This is a genomic window from Serratia sp. 121840015-1 (assembly GCF_053627655.1).
In genome coordinates this window covers 1,743,067-1,756,585 of record NZ_JBSEYF010000001.1, presented here as the reverse complement: position 1 = coordinate 1,756,585, position 13,519 = coordinate 1,743,067, and the positions used below count along the sequence as shown (strand labels likewise).

General features: G+C 59.2%; 15 protein-coding genes. 5 read left to right on the top strand and 10 right to left on the bottom strand.

Translation table 11 applies throughout. From position 1 onward, the window contains the following. Positions 1-133 precede the first annotated feature (133 nt). A complete protein-coding gene (gene punC, locus ACUXAC_RS08455) occupies positions 134-1,345 on the bottom strand; it encodes a purine nucleoside transporter PunC (protein ID WP_343179883.1) in 1,212 nt (403 codons plus the stop codon). 123 nt (positions 1,346-1,468) lie between these two features. Between punC and punR the strand changes: the two genes are divergently transcribed. Then, positions 1,469-2,413, top strand: a complete 945-nt coding sequence (gene punR, locus ACUXAC_RS08450) for a DNA-binding transcriptional activator PunR (protein ID WP_197833868.1) — start codon at positions 1,469-1,471, stop codon at positions 2,411-2,413. Here the strand turns inward: punR and purR are convergent. Next, entirely contained in the window at positions 2,410-3,435 is a 1,026-nt protein-coding gene (gene purR, locus ACUXAC_RS08445) for an HTH-type transcriptional repressor PurR (RefSeq protein ID WP_141969106.1), read from the bottom strand. The genes punR and purR overlap by 4 nt on opposite strands. A 324-nt stretch (positions 3,436-3,759) precedes the next feature. Here purR and cydH point away from each other — a divergent pair, with 324 nt between their 5' ends. After that, complete coding sequence (gene cydH, locus ACUXAC_RS08440; protein WP_019455989.1) at positions 3,760-3,849, top strand: cytochrome bd-I oxidase subunit CydH; 90 nt, start codon at positions 3,760-3,762, stop codon at positions 3,847-3,849. A gap of 61 nt (positions 3,850-3,910) precedes the next feature. Here cydH and sodB read toward each other — a convergent pair whose 3' ends face one another. Both sodB and ACUXAC_RS08430 read right to left on the bottom strand, forming a co-directional pair. Further along, the gene (gene sodB, locus ACUXAC_RS08435; protein ID WP_004931333.1) at positions 3,911-4,489 is read right to left on the bottom strand and encodes a superoxide dismutase [Fe]; all 579 of its coding nucleotides are present in this window, start codon (positions 4,487-4,489) and stop codon (positions 3,911-3,913) included. A 199-nt stretch (positions 4,490-4,688) separates the two neighbouring features. Further along, positions 4,689-5,507: a C40 family peptidase gene (locus ACUXAC_RS08430; protein WP_048233575.1), complete on the bottom strand. Its 819-nt coding sequence runs from the start codon at positions 5,505-5,507 to the stop codon at positions 4,689-4,691. A 415-nt stretch (positions 5,508-5,922) separates the two neighbouring features. Here ACUXAC_RS08430 and ACUXAC_RS08425 point away from each other — a divergent pair, with 415 nt between their 5' ends. Continuing rightward, on the top strand, positions 5,923-6,270 hold the full coding sequence (locus tag ACUXAC_RS08425) for a Grx4 family monothiol glutaredoxin (RefSeq protein ID WP_004931329.1): 348 nt from the start codon (positions 5,923-5,925) through the stop codon (positions 6,268-6,270). Between the two features lie 68 nt (positions 6,271-6,338). Here the strand turns inward: ACUXAC_RS08425 and rnt are convergent, their stop codons facing one another. The 6 genes from rnt to ACUXAC_RS08395 form a co-directional block, all read right to left on the bottom strand. Beyond that, on the bottom strand, positions 6,339-7,022 hold the full coding sequence (gene rnt, locus ACUXAC_RS08420) for a ribonuclease T (RefSeq protein WP_038874795.1): 684 nt from the start codon (positions 7,020-7,022) through the stop codon (positions 6,339-6,341). 78 nt (positions 7,023-7,100) lie between these two features. After that, a complete protein-coding gene (gene gloA, locus ACUXAC_RS08415; RefSeq protein ID WP_004931325.1) occupies positions 7,101-7,508 on the bottom strand; it encodes a lactoylglutathione lyase in 408 nt (135 codons plus the stop codon). 339 nt (positions 7,509-7,847) lie between these two features. Beyond that, positions 7,848-8,951, bottom strand: coding sequence for an alkene reductase (gene nemA / locus ACUXAC_RS08410; protein ID WP_060432117.1), 1,104 nt, complete (start codon positions 8,949-8,951; stop codon positions 7,848-7,850). A gap of 90 nt (positions 8,952-9,041) precedes the next feature. Then, entirely contained in the window at positions 9,042-9,662 is a 621-nt protein-coding gene (locus ACUXAC_RS08405) for a TetR/AcrR family transcriptional regulator (protein ID WP_047727651.1), read from the bottom strand. A 103-nt stretch (positions 9,663-9,765) separates the two neighbouring features. Further along, complete coding sequence (eptA, locus tag ACUXAC_RS08400) at positions 9,766-11,403, bottom strand: phosphoethanolamine transferase EptA (protein WP_060419173.1); 1,638 nt, start codon at positions 11,401-11,403, stop codon at positions 9,766-9,768. A 138-nt stretch (positions 11,404-11,541) separates the two neighbouring features. Further along, positions 11,542-12,183 carry an NAD(P)-dependent oxidoreductase gene (locus ACUXAC_RS08395; protein ID WP_060440054.1) on the bottom strand — a complete coding sequence of 214 codons (642 nt, stop codon included), beginning with the start codon at positions 12,181-12,183 and terminating at the stop codon, positions 11,542-11,544. 139 nt (positions 12,184-12,322) lie between these two features. Here ACUXAC_RS08395 and ACUXAC_RS08390 point away from each other — a divergent pair, with 139 nt between their 5' ends. Together ACUXAC_RS08390 and ACUXAC_RS08385 are read left to right on the top strand one after the other, a co-directional pair. Further along, positions 12,323-13,252: a LysR substrate-binding domain-containing protein gene (locus tag ACUXAC_RS08390; protein ID WP_187135399.1), complete on the top strand. Its 930-nt coding sequence runs from the start codon at positions 12,323-12,325 to the stop codon at positions 13,250-13,252. Positions 13,253-13,273: 21 nt separating this feature from the next. Further along, complete coding sequence (locus ACUXAC_RS08385) at positions 13,274-13,513, top strand: DUF1289 domain-containing protein (protein ID WP_019455980.1); 240 nt, start codon at positions 13,274-13,276, stop codon at positions 13,511-13,513. Positions 13,514-13,519: the final 6 nt, after the last annotated feature.

Here is a 13,519-nt window from a genome sequence, read left to right as displayed (position 1 = left end):
GCTAATTGAGATATAGAGATTATAAGGTGTTACTTTACAAGGTTGTTTTTGAGTATAGGCGTGCCGAGGCGTTGACTCAACTGTAAATCGCACTCGGCACGCATATTCTTTAAGTGATTATTAAACTTGGTAATTATGACGCTGAGTTAGCATGTTCCCGCTGCGCCTTTTGCTGCGCGTCAACGGCTTTTCCCCGCTGCAGGAAATACCCCAGCGCGGCCAGGATCACCGTCGATACCATTACCGTCACCGTCGCCAACAGCGGCTGGGCAATGAACGCCGACACCAGCATGCTCGCCACAAAACACAGCCCCAGCTGCAGCGTATTTTGCAGCGCGGCGGCCTTGCCACTGCTTTCCGGGAACGGCATCAGCGCATTCGCCACCATGATCGGATAGCCGGCGCCGTTGACCAGCGCCATCACGCAGAACGGGATCAGCAGCGTGGTGAGCGTCGGTGCGGTCAGGGTCGCCACCAGATACAGCGCCACCATGCTGACACCATAAGCTACCAGCAGCCACGGCAGCAGGGTTTTGCCATTGATGCGCTTGAGCGCGGCGCGACAGCCATAGCCCCCCAGCAGAAAAGCCAGCGTTTGCGGCACATAGCTCAGACCGATGTCGCTCGGGCCGTAGCCCATATCACCGAGGATGAACGGCGAGCCGGTCAGCCAGGCAAAGAAGCCGGCCGAGCAGGCGGCGTACATGGCGACGTTGCCGCTGAACACCGGGGATTTCAACAGTTGCCAGAAGCTGACGCCGTTTTTTGGCGCATCGGCGGTGGGTTGCGTTTTGGCGCGATCTTTGAGCAACAGCGTCGGCAGCAGCAGCAGGGCGGTGATGGCCAGCAGCACGGCGAAGATCGCACGCCAGCTGGCGTGGTTCAGCAGCCAGGCGCCCAGCAGCGGCGCCAGCGCCGGCGAAAGCGCGACCAGCGGCATGATGGTGGCGAATACGCGATTAGCCTGGCCTTCGCGATAGCGGTCGACCACCAGCGCTTGCCAGATGGCGGCGGCGGAACAGACGCCGACGGCCTGAATAAAGCGCAGGATCCAGAGCTGCACGGCGTTCTCCACCCACAGCATGCCCAGGCAGCCGAGGGCGAACAGCGTCAGGCCGATCAATAATACCGGTTTGCGGCCCAGGCGGTCGGAGAGCGGCCCCCACAGCAGCTGCGCGAAGGCGAAGCCGGCCAGGAAGATGCTCAGGCTGGCGCTGACCGCGCCGGCGGAAATTTGCAGTTCCTCCCGCATGGCGCCAAAGGCGGGCAGGTACATATCGGTCGCCAGATAACCCAGCATGCTCAGGCCGGCGAGATAGAACATAAAACCAAAGGAATTTCGCATGGTATTTCTCGTTAATATTTTAGTGTCGCAGGTTTTTAGCGCCGGCCAGTGTATCCGGCTGGATCTCTGCTTGTGAAACGGTAATATTTGCAAAGTGCTGTTAAAAAAATTGAAGGCAAAGCGATGTGGTCTGAATATTCTCTTGAAGTGGTCGACGCGGTGGCGCGTACCGGCAGTTTCAGCGCGGCGGCGCAGGAGCTGCACCGGGTGCCGTCGGCGGTGAGCTACACGGTACGGCAGCTGGAACAATGGCTGGCGGTGCCGCTGTTTGAGCGGCGTCACCGCGATGTGGAGTTGACGCCGGCCGGTGCGCTGTTTATCAAGGATGCGCGAGTTGTTATCAAAAAAATGCTCGACACCCGCCGCCACTGTCAGCAGGTGGCCAACGGGTGGCGCGGCCAGCTGAATATCGCCGTGGACATCATCGTCAAACCGCAGCGCAGCCGCCAGCTGGTGCTGGATTTTTACCGGCATTTCCCCGATGTCGAACTGATGTTGCAACCCGAGGTGTTTAACGGCGTGTGGGATGCGTTAGTGGACGGCAGAGCGGACATGGCGATCGGTGCCACCCGCGCGGTGCCGGTCGGCGGCGGCTTCGCCTTTCGCGACATGGGGTATATGAACTGGCTGTGCGTGGTCAGCCCACAGCACCCGCTCGCGCAACTGGCAGGGCCGCTGAATGACGATCGGCTTAGGCCGTACCCTGCGCTTTGTCTGGAAGACACTTCGCGCAATCTGCCCAAGCGCGTCACCTGGACGCTGGATAACCAGCGGCGGCTGGTGGTGCCGGACTGGACCTCGGCGCTCGACTGTCTGTGCGCCGGGTTGTGCGTCGGTATGATGCCGGCGCATCTGGCGCTGCCGCGGGTGCAGCGCGGTGAGTTGAAGGCGTTGCAGCTGCAGCAGCCGTTTCCCGCCAGCCCGTGCTGCCTGACCTGGCAGCAGGATAAACCGTCACCGGCGATGAGCTGGCTGCTGGCGTATCTGGGCGATGGGGAGACGCTGAATCAGGAGTGGCTGAGCGAGGCGAAGCCGGAAGCCGCGCAGGCTTCCGGCGCGGGGGATTAGCGGCGGTAGTCGATGAACGGCCCGTCGGCGACCGAGCGGCGTTCGATCAGCTTCGGATGCACTTCGATCACCTGCGACTCTTCGCGCTTGCTGATGATGCGATCCAGCAGCATGGTGAAGGCCATTTCGCCCAGGCGCTCTTTCGGCTGGTGAATGGTGGTCAGCGCCGGGGTGAAGTAGCGGGCGTTGCGCACGTTGTCGTAGCCGATCACGGAAATATCCTGCGGCACCCGCAGGCCCAGCTCGTCGGCGGCGCAAATGGCACCCATCGCCATGATATCACCGCCGCAGAATACCGCGGTCGGCCGCTGTTTTTGCGACAGAATTTGGTGCATCGCCTTGTAGCCGGACTCCGGCTCGAAGTCGCCCTGGACGATCCACTCTTCGCGAATGTCGATATGCGCTTCCTGCAGCGCCTTCATAAAGCCCTGGTGACGGCCGCCGCCGGTGTTGCGCGACAGCTGGCCCGGAATGGCGCCGATCTCGCGGTGACCGCGTTCGATCAGGTAACGGCCGGCCAGATAGCCGCCTTCGAATGCGTTATCGATGATGGTGTCGGTGAAGTCGCCGCGCGCGGCGCCCCAGTCCATCACCACCATCGGGATGTTACGGTAGTCTTCCAGCATGCCCAGCAACTGATCCGGGTACTCGGAGCACATGACCAGCAGGCCGTCGACGCGCTTTTGCGCCAGCATCGCCAGGTAGGCGCGCTGCTTGTCGAGATTGTTGTGCGAGTTGCACAGGATCAGGGTGTAGCCTTTGCTGTAGCAGCTGTTTTCCACCGCCTCGATCACTTCGGCAAAGTAGGGCGCTTCGCTCGAGGTGGCCAGCAGGCCGATCGACTTGGTGTGATTGACTTTCAGGCTGCGCGCCACGGCGCTCGGCGAGTAGTGCAGCTCTTTGATGGCGGCCCACACGGCCGCTTTGGTCTCTTCGGCGACGAAACGAGTCTTATTGATGACGTGCGAAACGGTGGTGGTGGAAACGCCCGCGCGTTTGGCCACATCTTTAATCGTTGCCATGTAAGGAATGACTCCTGAACTCACATGTTTACAGCATGTAAGTGTGATGTTAATCGTTTGCCTACGTAGATCCTTCTCCAGAGAAGCGAAAACTGAGTTTTTAGTGTGTTGAAGTCTTCAGCGCTTAATCAGGAGGGGCATGGATGCCGGTACGCAGTTGTGAACTGCGAATTTTGTCGCATATTGAACAAAAGTGGAAGAGGTAATCGAGATTATAAACCGGGAAATGATAACAAGATTTTATCGGCGAACTGTGGGAAAATGATTTGACGTACTAATTGTGCGCCTTTTATCCTTAGGAAAGCCCATTTTAAAGGAGTTGTCATGGATACCGAATTGAAGATGTCGCTGTTCACCACCGTCTGCGCATTGGCGGTCATTATCGCTTTCAGCTTCGTTGCCGCGTTGAACTGATTTACCCCCGGTTATAAAAAAGGCGCAGCCTGGCTGCGCCTTATCACCTCAGAACCTGCGCTTACGCCAGGTTTTCCGCTGCGAAGGTCCAGTTGACCAACGCCCAGAAGTTTTCCAGGTATTTTGGACGCGCATTGCGGTAATCGATGTAATACGCGTGTTCCCACACGTCGACGGTCAGCAGTGGTTTGTCTTCACCGGTCAGCGGGGTGGCCGCGTTGGAGGTGTTGACGATCGCCAGCGCGCCGTCCGGCTTTTTTACCAGCCAGGTCCAGCCTGCACCGAAGTTTTTCACTGCGGCATCGGTGAACTGCTCTTTGAACGCAGCGAAAGAGCCGAAGGATTTGACGATTGCCGCCGCCAGTTCGCCCTGCGGTTCACCGCCGCCCTGTGGCGACAGGCAGTGCCAGTAGAAGGTGTGGTTCCACACCTGCGCGGCGTTGTTGAAGACGCCGCCGTTAGAGGTCTTGATGATCTCTTCGAGCGATTTGCCTTCGAACTCGCTGCCTTTCACCAGGTTGTTCAGGTTAACCACGTAGGTGTTGTGGTGTTTGCCGTAGTGGTATTCCAGGGTCTCGGCGGAGATGTGCGGCTCGAGCGCGTTTTTCTCATACGGTAATGCAGGTAATTCAAACGACATTGCTTCCTCCTTTACAGCGCCATTCGCTTCCCGCCGGGGCGAGAGCCGTATGGGCCGTTTTTTATTGTGGTCATTCAATCTTAACAATTTTCATCATAAAAAACAGGAGGAAAAGCGAGAAATGCGCGTGGGGAAGTGCGATGGGCGATAGCTTGAGCAGGCGGTTGCGACCGGGGCCGCAACCGCGCAGAACAGGGCATTAACGAATGGTTTTCGGCGTCACTACGCGGCGTGCGCCGATGTAGTGGTTCTGCCAATAGTCGTTGTCGAGCTGACTGATGCGGATCTCTTCACCGGTGCGCGGCGACTGGATGAACTTGCCGTTGCCGAGGTAGACGCCGACATGGTCCGCCACGCCGCGGTTGTTGATGCGGAAGAACACCAGATCGCCGCTTTCCAGTTCGCTCTTCTTGATCGGCGCCGCATCGCGCAGGTGATACATCTCGTTGGCTGTGCGCGGCATCTTGATTTTCACTACGTCTTTATAGGCGTAATAGATAAGGCCGCTGCAATCGAAGCCGGTGCGCGGCGAGCTGCCGCCCCAGCGGTAAGGTTTGCCCATCTGTCCCATCAGCTTGGCCATCGCGGTCTGCTTGGCGTGCTGGTAGCGTTTTTTGTGCGCGGGGCTGAGTTTCAACGGCTTTTCTTCACGCGCCAGTTTGGCGGTGGCCATACCGGCTTCGCGGTGGCGACCATAGCCTTTTTTATAGCCTTTTTTCGGCGGGGTGACTTTAATCTTGGCGGTTTTCTGCGCTTTGGCCTTGGGTTTGGCGCTGACGATCTTTTTCGCGCTTTTCTCGCTTTTTGCCTTGGCGGTCTTGGTTTTTTTCTCGGGGGCCGTCACTTTGGCTTTTTTGGCGGCTTTGTCCGCTTTCTTTTTTCTGCGGTCATCGGGCCGCGCTTCATTGGCATGGCTTTTACGCTGCTCGGCGGCGACACGCGCCTGTGGCGCAGCGTGCGCCAAATTGAAGAAGAGCTGCGTAAACAGCAGCGCAAAGAGCGTAAGAATTAAACGCATGTCGACGTCACCAACCTTGGCCCCGAAACGGATATCGAAAGAGTTACAGTATTCCCGAATTTCGCCATATAAAACAGCGAAGAACTCATAAATAATAATCCATATTGTGAGAAAACGTTAATGACATTTTTTTTGGTTCAAAATCAGCCTGTTGATGTATGAAAAAGCGCCAGTTGGCGGTGGGGATATAATTAATCCTCGCCGTCATCGCGACGCAATATATTAGTGAAATGCTCGGATTAAAAATGTTATTCTCGACGTATGTTTTGACCGGAATGACGTGGCCGGTGAAACGCGATCGGCGGCGGGCGAATATCCTTGCAAAAGATGGCGTTTTCTTGCGACTGTTCCAGCCGCTACAATAGCCCGCGTGATGCATGTTGTAGCCATGAAATGTGGCTTGAGGAAGCAATAAATGACGACGACACTTGAAAAAATTCAGCACCAGATCGCTGAAAACCCGATTCTGCTGTACATGAAAGGTTCGCCTAAGCTGCCGAGCTGCGGCTTCTCCGCACAGGCTGTGCAAGCGCTGTCCGCCTGCGGCGAGCGTTTCGCCTACGTGGATATTCTGCAAAACCCGGACATCCGCGCTGAGCTGCCAAAATACGCCAACTGGCCGACGTTCCCGCAGCTGTGGGTAGACGGTGAGCTGGTCGGTGGTTGCGATATCATCATCGAGATGTATCAGCGCGGCGAACTGCAGCAGCTGATCAAAGAAACTGCGGAAAAGTATAAAGCGCAGGAAGACCAACAGTCTTAATCGACAGGCTTGCGGTTATCGCGCAATGGGCGGCGCCAGTGCAAACTGGGCCGCCTTTTTTATTGGGCTTATTCGGCGAGGTCGCCGGCGGGCAGCGGCCAGCCGCCGAGACGTTTCCAGCGGTTAACCAGCTCGCAAAACAGCAGGGCGGTTTGTTCGGTGTCGTACAGGGCGGAGTGCGCCTGGCTGCTGTCGAACGGCATGCCGGCGGCGATGCAGGCTTTCGCCAGCACCGTTTGGCCCAGCACCAGGCCGCTCAGCGCGGCGGTGTCGAAGGTGGCGAACGGATGGAACGGGTTGCGCTTCAGGCCGGCGCGCTCGGCCGCGGCCATCAGGAAGCTGTGATCGAAGTTGGCGTTGTGTGCCACGATAATGGCCCGGTTACAACCGCGATCCTTGAGCCCTTTGCGCACCGCTTTGAAAATGGCGTGCAGCGCGTCATATTCGCTGACCGCGCCGCGCAGCGGGTTGTGCGGATCGATGCCGTTGAACGCCAGCGCTTCCGGCTGCAGGTTGGCGCCCTCGAAAGGCTCCACGTGGAAGTGCAGGGTCTCGTCCTGCTGCAGCCAGCCGTCTTCATCCATTTTCAGCGTGACGGCGGCGATCTCCAGCAACGCATCGGTATTGGCGTTGAAGCCGGCGGTTTCAACATCTATTACTACGGGATAAAACCCACGAAAACGACCACTCAGGGCGTTAAGATCACTTTTCTCGGCCATCAGTTTCTTATCTTCATCGAATGCAGCGCGCATTATGGCAAATTTTGCGCCCGGTTGCAGGCGCTATTGCGCGGAGAATCAGCAGGGCGCAGCGCGCCCTGAAGGGGAGGCTTAGTGGCCGAGGCCCTGACCGGCATGTTTATTTTCGATCAGCTCGATTTTGTAGCCGTCCGGATCTTCGACGAAGGCGATGACCGTGGTGCCGCCTTTCACCGGGCCGGCTTCGCGGGTGACCTTGCCGCCTGCGCGGCGGATGCTGTCGCAGGTGGCGGCAACGTCGTCCACGCCCAGCGCCAGGTGGCCGAAGGCGGTGCCCATGTCGTAGCTGTCGGTGCCCCAGTTATAGGTCAGTTCGATAACCGCGCCTTCGCTTTCTTCCGTATAGCCGACGAAAGCCAGCGAGTATTTGTACTCTGGGTTTTCGCTGGTGCGCAGCAGGCGCATGCCTAATACCTTGGTGTAGAAGTCGATGGCGCGTTGCAGGTCACCGACGCGGATCATGGTATGGAGTAAGCGCATAATTCCTCTGAATTGGCTGTGCCGTGGCAGACGGCGGGTGGATTGAAGCTCCAGCGAGTATAGCCTTGTCCCGCAAGGGAATTCAACGTAACGAATGAGTGACAGTGTCACTTGTGAGGCTCGCGACGGTGATGTCTAAATATTGATCGAGCGTACCGATCGATACAGAGTAATTGATCTGCACAATCAATTATCTATTTCGACGGCAAGCGTGTAAAAATTGAACGGCAGTAGAGCACAACACCAGGGAACACCGGCCCGCCCCGTGCGGGCTTTTTTGCGTGCGGCGCATAAAAAAAACGGCCAGGCAGTCGCATGGCCGTTTGGGATCAGGACGGGTTACTTCGCCAGAAACGGATAGTCGGTATACCCTTCGGCGCCGCCGCCGTAGAAGCTTTCCGGCTTAGGTTCGTTCAGCGGCGCGTGCTGACGGAAGCGCTCCACCAGATCCGGGTTGGCGATGTAGCTGCGGCCGAAGGCCACCGCGTCGATGAAACCTTTTTCGATCAAGGCTTCGGCTTTTTCGGCGGTGTAGGCGCCGGCGCCGACGATCACCCCTTTAAAGTGGGCGCGCACCGAGTCGCGGAAGGCGTCGGAATACGGCTTGCCGCCGGCCCAGTCCGGCTCGGAAATGTGCAGGTAGGCGATGTTGCGCTTGTTCAGCTCTTCCACCAGATACAGCGCCGCGTCTTCCTGATCTTCACCGTTGTCCAGCCCGTTGAACGGCCCCAGCGGCGAGATGCGGATGCCGATGTGCTCAGAACCCCATTCGGCGACCGCCGCGTCGACCACTTCCAGCGTCAGGCGGGTGCGATTCTCGATGCTGCCGCCGTATTGATCGGTACGTTGGTTGGAGGCCGGCGACATGAACTGATGCAGCAGATAGCCGTGGGCGGCATGCAGTTCGATGAAGTCGAAGCCGGCTTCCCGCGCGTTGGCGGTCGCCTGGCGGAAATCGTTGACGATGCCCGGGATCTCGCTGGTTTCCAGCGCGCGCGGCGTGGAGGTCGGTACGCGCACCCAGGCACCGGTTTCATCACGCACGGTGGTGCGGGTTTCGGCGTTGATTGCCGAAGGGGCGACCGGTGCTTGCCCGCCCGGCTGCAGGCTGGCGTGGGAGATGCGGCCTACGTGCCACAGCTGCACGGCGATATGGCCGTTTTTATCATGCACTGCCTGCGTGATGTTTTTCCATGCGGCGATCTGCTCCGGCGTATGCAACCCCGGCGCACCGGCGTAGCCTTTCGCCTGGAAGGAAACCTGCGTCGCTTCGGTCACGATCAGGCCCGCGCCGGCGCGCTGTGCGTAATATTCCGCCATCAGCGGCGTAGGAATATCGCCCGGCTCGATGCTGCGCAGACGCGTCAGCGGAGCCATAAACACGCGGTTGGGCAGGGTGATGGCGCCAACCTTCAGCGGAGAGAGCAATTTTTCAGTCTTCATAGTGCATCCTGTATTTAATAGACCGGTCGTCTAGTGGTGGGCGATAAAAAACCACGAACTGCATTTTTCAATAAAAAGAAATTGTTACCGTTACGGTTGCGGCGGGCGCAGCAGCAACTCGATGCTTTCCAGCGCGCTGGTCAACGGCGCCAGCGAGTGGCGGATCTTGGCGCGCAGCGAAGCGCCGAGCCACAGTGAGTACAGCGTCTCTGCGGTCGCTGCCGGGCTCATGGCCACCGACAGCGAGCCCTCGGCGATACCGCGTTCGATGGCCTCCTGCAGGTGGCCGATCACGCGAGCGGTGCCTGTTTCCAGCGCATGGCGCATCGGTTCTGACAGATCGCTCACCTCGGCGGAAAGCTTCACCGCCAGGCAGGCGTTATGGCATTCGCTGCGGCAGTGGTAGCTGATGGCCTGGGCGTAATAGCCGAGCAGCTGGTGGCGGGCATCGCCGTGCTCATCGGCAAACAGCGCCTGCATTTCTGCATCATAATGCGCGAAATAGCGTTGCAGCATCGCTTCGCCGAAGGCTTCCTTCGAGCGGAAATAGTGGTAGAACGAGCCTTTCGGCACGCCCGCAGTGGCCAGCAATTCGCTCAGCCCCATGCCAGTAAAGCCCAGGCGCAGGCTGAGAGTTTCGCCGGTGGCGAGCAGATGTTCACGTGTGTCCACGTTGCAATGCGTTGATTTGGTCATCATGGTGCCGAGCATAATAGACCGATTGGTCTAGGTCAATGGGAATAAAAAAACCGGCGCACAAAACGCCGGTTGTCTGCGAACTATTGTGCCCCAGCGGCACGAGGAAGTTAAGCGCTTACGCCGCGTTGCGGCAACGCTGCAGGATATCCAGCCGGGATTGATATTCGCGGCTTTGTACGTTCAGCATGCCCAGCAGGGTATGGAACAGGTTGTCCTGCGACACATCGCCCTTTTCCGCCAGCGCGTTCAGGCATTGGCGATCGACGCCGAAGTTGCGCTGATAGTCGGCCGACATCCACATCAGGAAAGGCACGTGCGTTTGCTGGCTCGGCGCGAAGACATAAGGCGTGCCGTGCAGGTACATGCCGTTTTCCCCCAGCGACTCGCCGTGATCGGACAAATAGACCAGCGCGGTATTGAAGCGGTCGTCATACTGCTGCAGCAGCTTGATGGTGGCATCGAGCATCGCGTCGGTATACAAGATCGAGTTGTCGTAGGTGTTCACCAGCTGTTCATGGCTGCAATCCTGGATCTGATTGCTGTTGCAGGTCGGCGAAAATGTCTGGAATTCTGGCGTGCTGCGGCGGTAGTAAGCCGGGCCGTGGCTGCCCATCTGGTGCAGCACGATCACGCCGTCGTCTTTCAGGCTATTGATGTAGTCGTTCAGCTTATACAGCAGCACGTTATCCATGCAAACTTCGCCGTCACAGTCCTGCGGCAGTTTCAATTTGGTCATGTCGATGTGCGGCACCCGGTCGCAGGCGCCTTTGCAGCCGCCGTCGTTATCGCGCCACAGCACGTTGACGCCGGCATGCGCCAGCACGTCGAGCATGCCCTCCTGGTGTGCCGCCTGAGTCGCGTCGTACTCTCTGCGCGGCATGTTGGAGAACATGCAGGGGACGGAGATCGCCGTCTCGGTGCCGCAAGAGCTGGCGTTCTTGAAGTAGACCACGTCGTCCTGCTTCAGGCGCGGGTTGGTTTCGCGCTCGTAGCCGCCGAGGGAGAAGTTTTCGGCGCGGGCGGTTTCGCCCACCACCAGGATCACCAGCGTTTTCTTGGCCTGCCCGGCGATCAGCGGCCCTTTTCGCGCGTCTTCACCGATTTTTACCAGCGGCAGATTGCGGGTGAAATAGCGCTGTTCGGTAAATTTGAGCGTGCCGGCGACGAAGTTGGAAGGCGTCAACATCTTCACCACGCTTTTATTGTTGCGGATCAGCGAAGCGTAGTCTTTGTAGAACAGCGCGGCGACGATCAGGATCACCACCAACGACAGCATGACGTTGGCGGCGCGCAGCCCGACCATATACCACCAGGGGCGGGTCTGGCGAATATGGGTGAAGCAGACCGCCACCGCCGGCAGAACGCCGAGCAGCGCCAGCCACAACCCCATGCGCGGCGTCAGCAGCGCCGTCGCTTCCTGGGTATTGGTTTCGAAGGCGTTCTGCATCATGTTGCCGTCGATCACCACGCCATAGCTGTACATGAAATAGTTGGCTGCGGCGCTGCCCAGCAAGAAAAAGACGATCAGCGGCTTGCGCAGGTAGGGCACGGTCAACACGCTGAAGATGATATTCAGCGCACAGAAAATCACCACCGGCATGCTGGCGGCGAAAATGACGCTGTGGACGCTATCGAAGGTGATATACGACCAGGCGCGGTGCAGGAATAACGCGTTTTGAAACAGAGTGAAGAACAGGGCGGTGGCGAGGATAAAACCGAGGCTGTTGCACTGTAAGCGTTGACGTAACCACATTGCCAAATCTGGATCCTGAGAGGAGATAATGCCTTGAAATCTACCGGATGAAACTTAAGAAAACCTTAGAAATTCAGAATACTGGCGGCGGTGAACGCAGGGAAAAGGCCAGGCCGGGCGGCCTGGCAATGAGGCAGTTTAGTAGGCGGCGGTGAACTGCGCGCGAATAAACTGTGGTTTTTCAATCTCATCGACGATGGCGACCGCCAGATCTTCCACCGAAATGCTGGCCGGCGCTTCGCCGTTCATCAGCAGCTGGGTGGTGCCGAGGCGGAACTGACCGGTGCGTTTGCCCGGTTCCAGCAGGGCAGCTGGCGAGAGATAGGTCCAGTCGAGCGCCGATTCATTGCGCAGCTTGTTGCGCAGATCGCGTACCGCCTGCGCGCCGGGGCGGATATTTTCCGGGAACTGCGGCGTATCCACCAGTTCAACGCCCGGTGCCACTTCCAGGCTGCCGGCGCCGCCGACCACCAGCAGGCGCTTGACGCCGGCCTGTTCGACCGCGGTGAGGATCTGTTGGGCGCCTCGAGCGGTCTTTTCATACAGGTTGTCTTCGCCCCAGCCGGGGTTGTAGGCGCTGATCACCGCATCCTGACCGCGCAATTGCCCCGCCAGCCAGGCGGTATCGGCAACGTCGCCCAGCGCGACGGTCAGATTGGCGTGCTCCGGCAACTCTTTTTTCTGACGGGCGATCGCCGTCACCTGAATGCCGCGAGCCAGCGCTTCATCCACCACGCGGCGGCCAACAAAACCGGTTGCTCCAATAATGGCTACTTTCATCTGTATGCTCCTTCGGGGATGTGTTCAGTATCATGAAGCAGGCCGATATGCCTGCTGCGTGGTTTATACTCTAGCCCTTAACAATAGCCGTGATTAGTGCCATATTCATGCTTTCTTGATTAAGTAAAACTTCATAATCGTGGATAAACTCAATCGAATGGCGATATTCGCCACCGTGGTGGCGGAGGGATCGCTGGCCGGCGCGGCGCGGCGGCTGGGCATGACGCCGTCGGCGGTCAGCCAGCATATGCGCTCGCTGGAGAAGGCGCTCGGGGTGCCGCTGCTGCACCGCTCCACCCGTCGTCTGGCGCTGACCGAGGCGGGGGCGGCGTTTTACCCCGGCTGCGAGGCGATGCTGCAACAGGCGCAGCAGGCGGAACAGCGGCTGGCGGAGCTGCGGGATACGCTGGTGGGCGAGCTGCGCATTGCCACCCCGGTCGGCATCGGCGGCCGATCGCTGGCAGAGGCGCTGGCGCCGCTGCTGCAGGCGCATCCCAAGCTGACGCTGCGGGTGCTGGCGGACGATCGCATCGTCGATATGATAGAGCAGCGGGTCGACATTGCGCTGCGGGCCAACCGGCAGCTGGCGGACGCCAATATGATCGCGCACCCGCTGACGGCATGGCCGATGGTGCTGTGCGCCGCACCGCGTTATCTCAGCCAGCATGGGGTGCCGGAAAAACCGCAGGATTTGGTGCAGCACCGCTGGATCTCCAGCGGCTACAGCGGGGCCCATCTGGACCTGCTGCACCAGTCCGGCCAGCAGGTTAAGCTGCGGCTGGCGGAAGGGCAGATCGTCAGCGAGAGCATGAACGTGATGCGCGCCTTTACCCGCGCCGGGCTGGGCATTTCCATTCAGCCGCTGTATGAAATTGGCGACGAGCTTCAGCGTGGCGAGCTGTTGCTGCTGTTGCCGGAGTGGCGACCGGCGCCGCTGCGGCTGCACGCGCTGACGCTCGAGCGTAACGTGCCGGAGAAAAGCCGCCAGGCGCTGCGTTATTTGCGCGACTATTTTCGCCGCAATGGCGAAAAGGGACTTGCCAGCGGCGGCGATGGCGTCTTCAATTAGCAAGAGAACGCAGGAGGCCCCGTGGCGCAGCAGCTTGAATTTTTCGACATCCCCAGCCCGTGTCGCGGCATTTGTCAGGCCGACGACCGCGGATTCTGCCGTGGCTGCCTGCGCAGCCGCGAGGAGCGCTTCGGCTGGATGAGCATGAGCGACGCGCAGAAGCGCGAGGTGCTGCGCCTTTGCCGTCAACGCTTCCTGCGCCTGCAACGCGCCAATAAAGCGCCCGACGAGCCGCTGCCGGAACAGCCGTCGCTGTTTTAACCTTTC

Excerpts from the sequence above, each read along its gene's own strand:
- eptA (WP_060419173.1), bottom strand. The coding sequence starts at position 11,403 with ATGTGGTTACGTCAACGCTTACAGTGCAACAGCCTCGGTTTTATCCTC.
- punC (WP_343179883.1), bottom strand. The coding sequence starts at position 1,345 with ATGCGAAATTCCTTTGGTTTTATGTTCTATCTCGCCGGCCTGAGCATG.
- ACUXAC_RS08395 (WP_060440054.1), bottom strand. The coding sequence starts at position 12,183 with ATGAAAGTAGCCATTATTGGAGCAACCGGTTTTGTTGGCCGCCGCGTG.
- nemA (WP_060432117.1), bottom strand. The coding sequence starts at position 8,951 with ATGAAGACTGAAAAATTGCTCTCTCCGCTGAAGGTTGGCGCCATCACC.
- ACUXAC_RS08425 (WP_004931329.1), top strand. The coding sequence starts at position 5,923 with ATGACGACGACACTTGAAAAAATTCAGCACCAGATCGCTGAAAACCCG.
- ACUXAC_RS08405 (WP_047727651.1), bottom strand. The coding sequence starts at position 9,662 with ATGCTCGGCACCATGATGACCAAATCAACGCATTGCAACGTGGACACA.
- gloA (WP_004931325.1), bottom strand. The coding sequence starts at position 7,508 with ATGCGCTTACTCCATACCATGATCCGCGTCGGTGACCTGCAACGCGCC.
- ACUXAC_RS08430 (WP_048233575.1), bottom strand. The coding sequence starts at position 5,507 with ATGCGTTTAATTCTTACGCTCTTTGCGCTGCTGTTTACGCAGCTCTTC.
- purR (WP_141969106.1), bottom strand. The coding sequence starts at position 3,435 with ATGGCAACGATTAAAGATGTGGCCAAACGCGCGGGCGTTTCCACCACC.
- sodB (WP_004931333.1), bottom strand. The coding sequence starts at position 4,489 with ATGTCGTTTGAATTACCTGCATTACCGTATGAGAAAAACGCGCTCGAG.
- rnt (WP_038874795.1), bottom strand. The coding sequence starts at position 7,022 with ATGCGCGCTGCATTCGATGAAGATAAGAAACTGATGGCCGAGAAAAGT.
- cydH (WP_019455989.1), top strand. The coding sequence starts at position 3,760 with ATGGATACCGAATTGAAGATGTCGCTGTTCACCACCGTCTGCGCATTG.
- punR (WP_197833868.1), top strand. The coding sequence starts at position 1,469 with ATGTGGTCTGAATATTCTCTTGAAGTGGTCGACGCGGTGGCGCGTACC.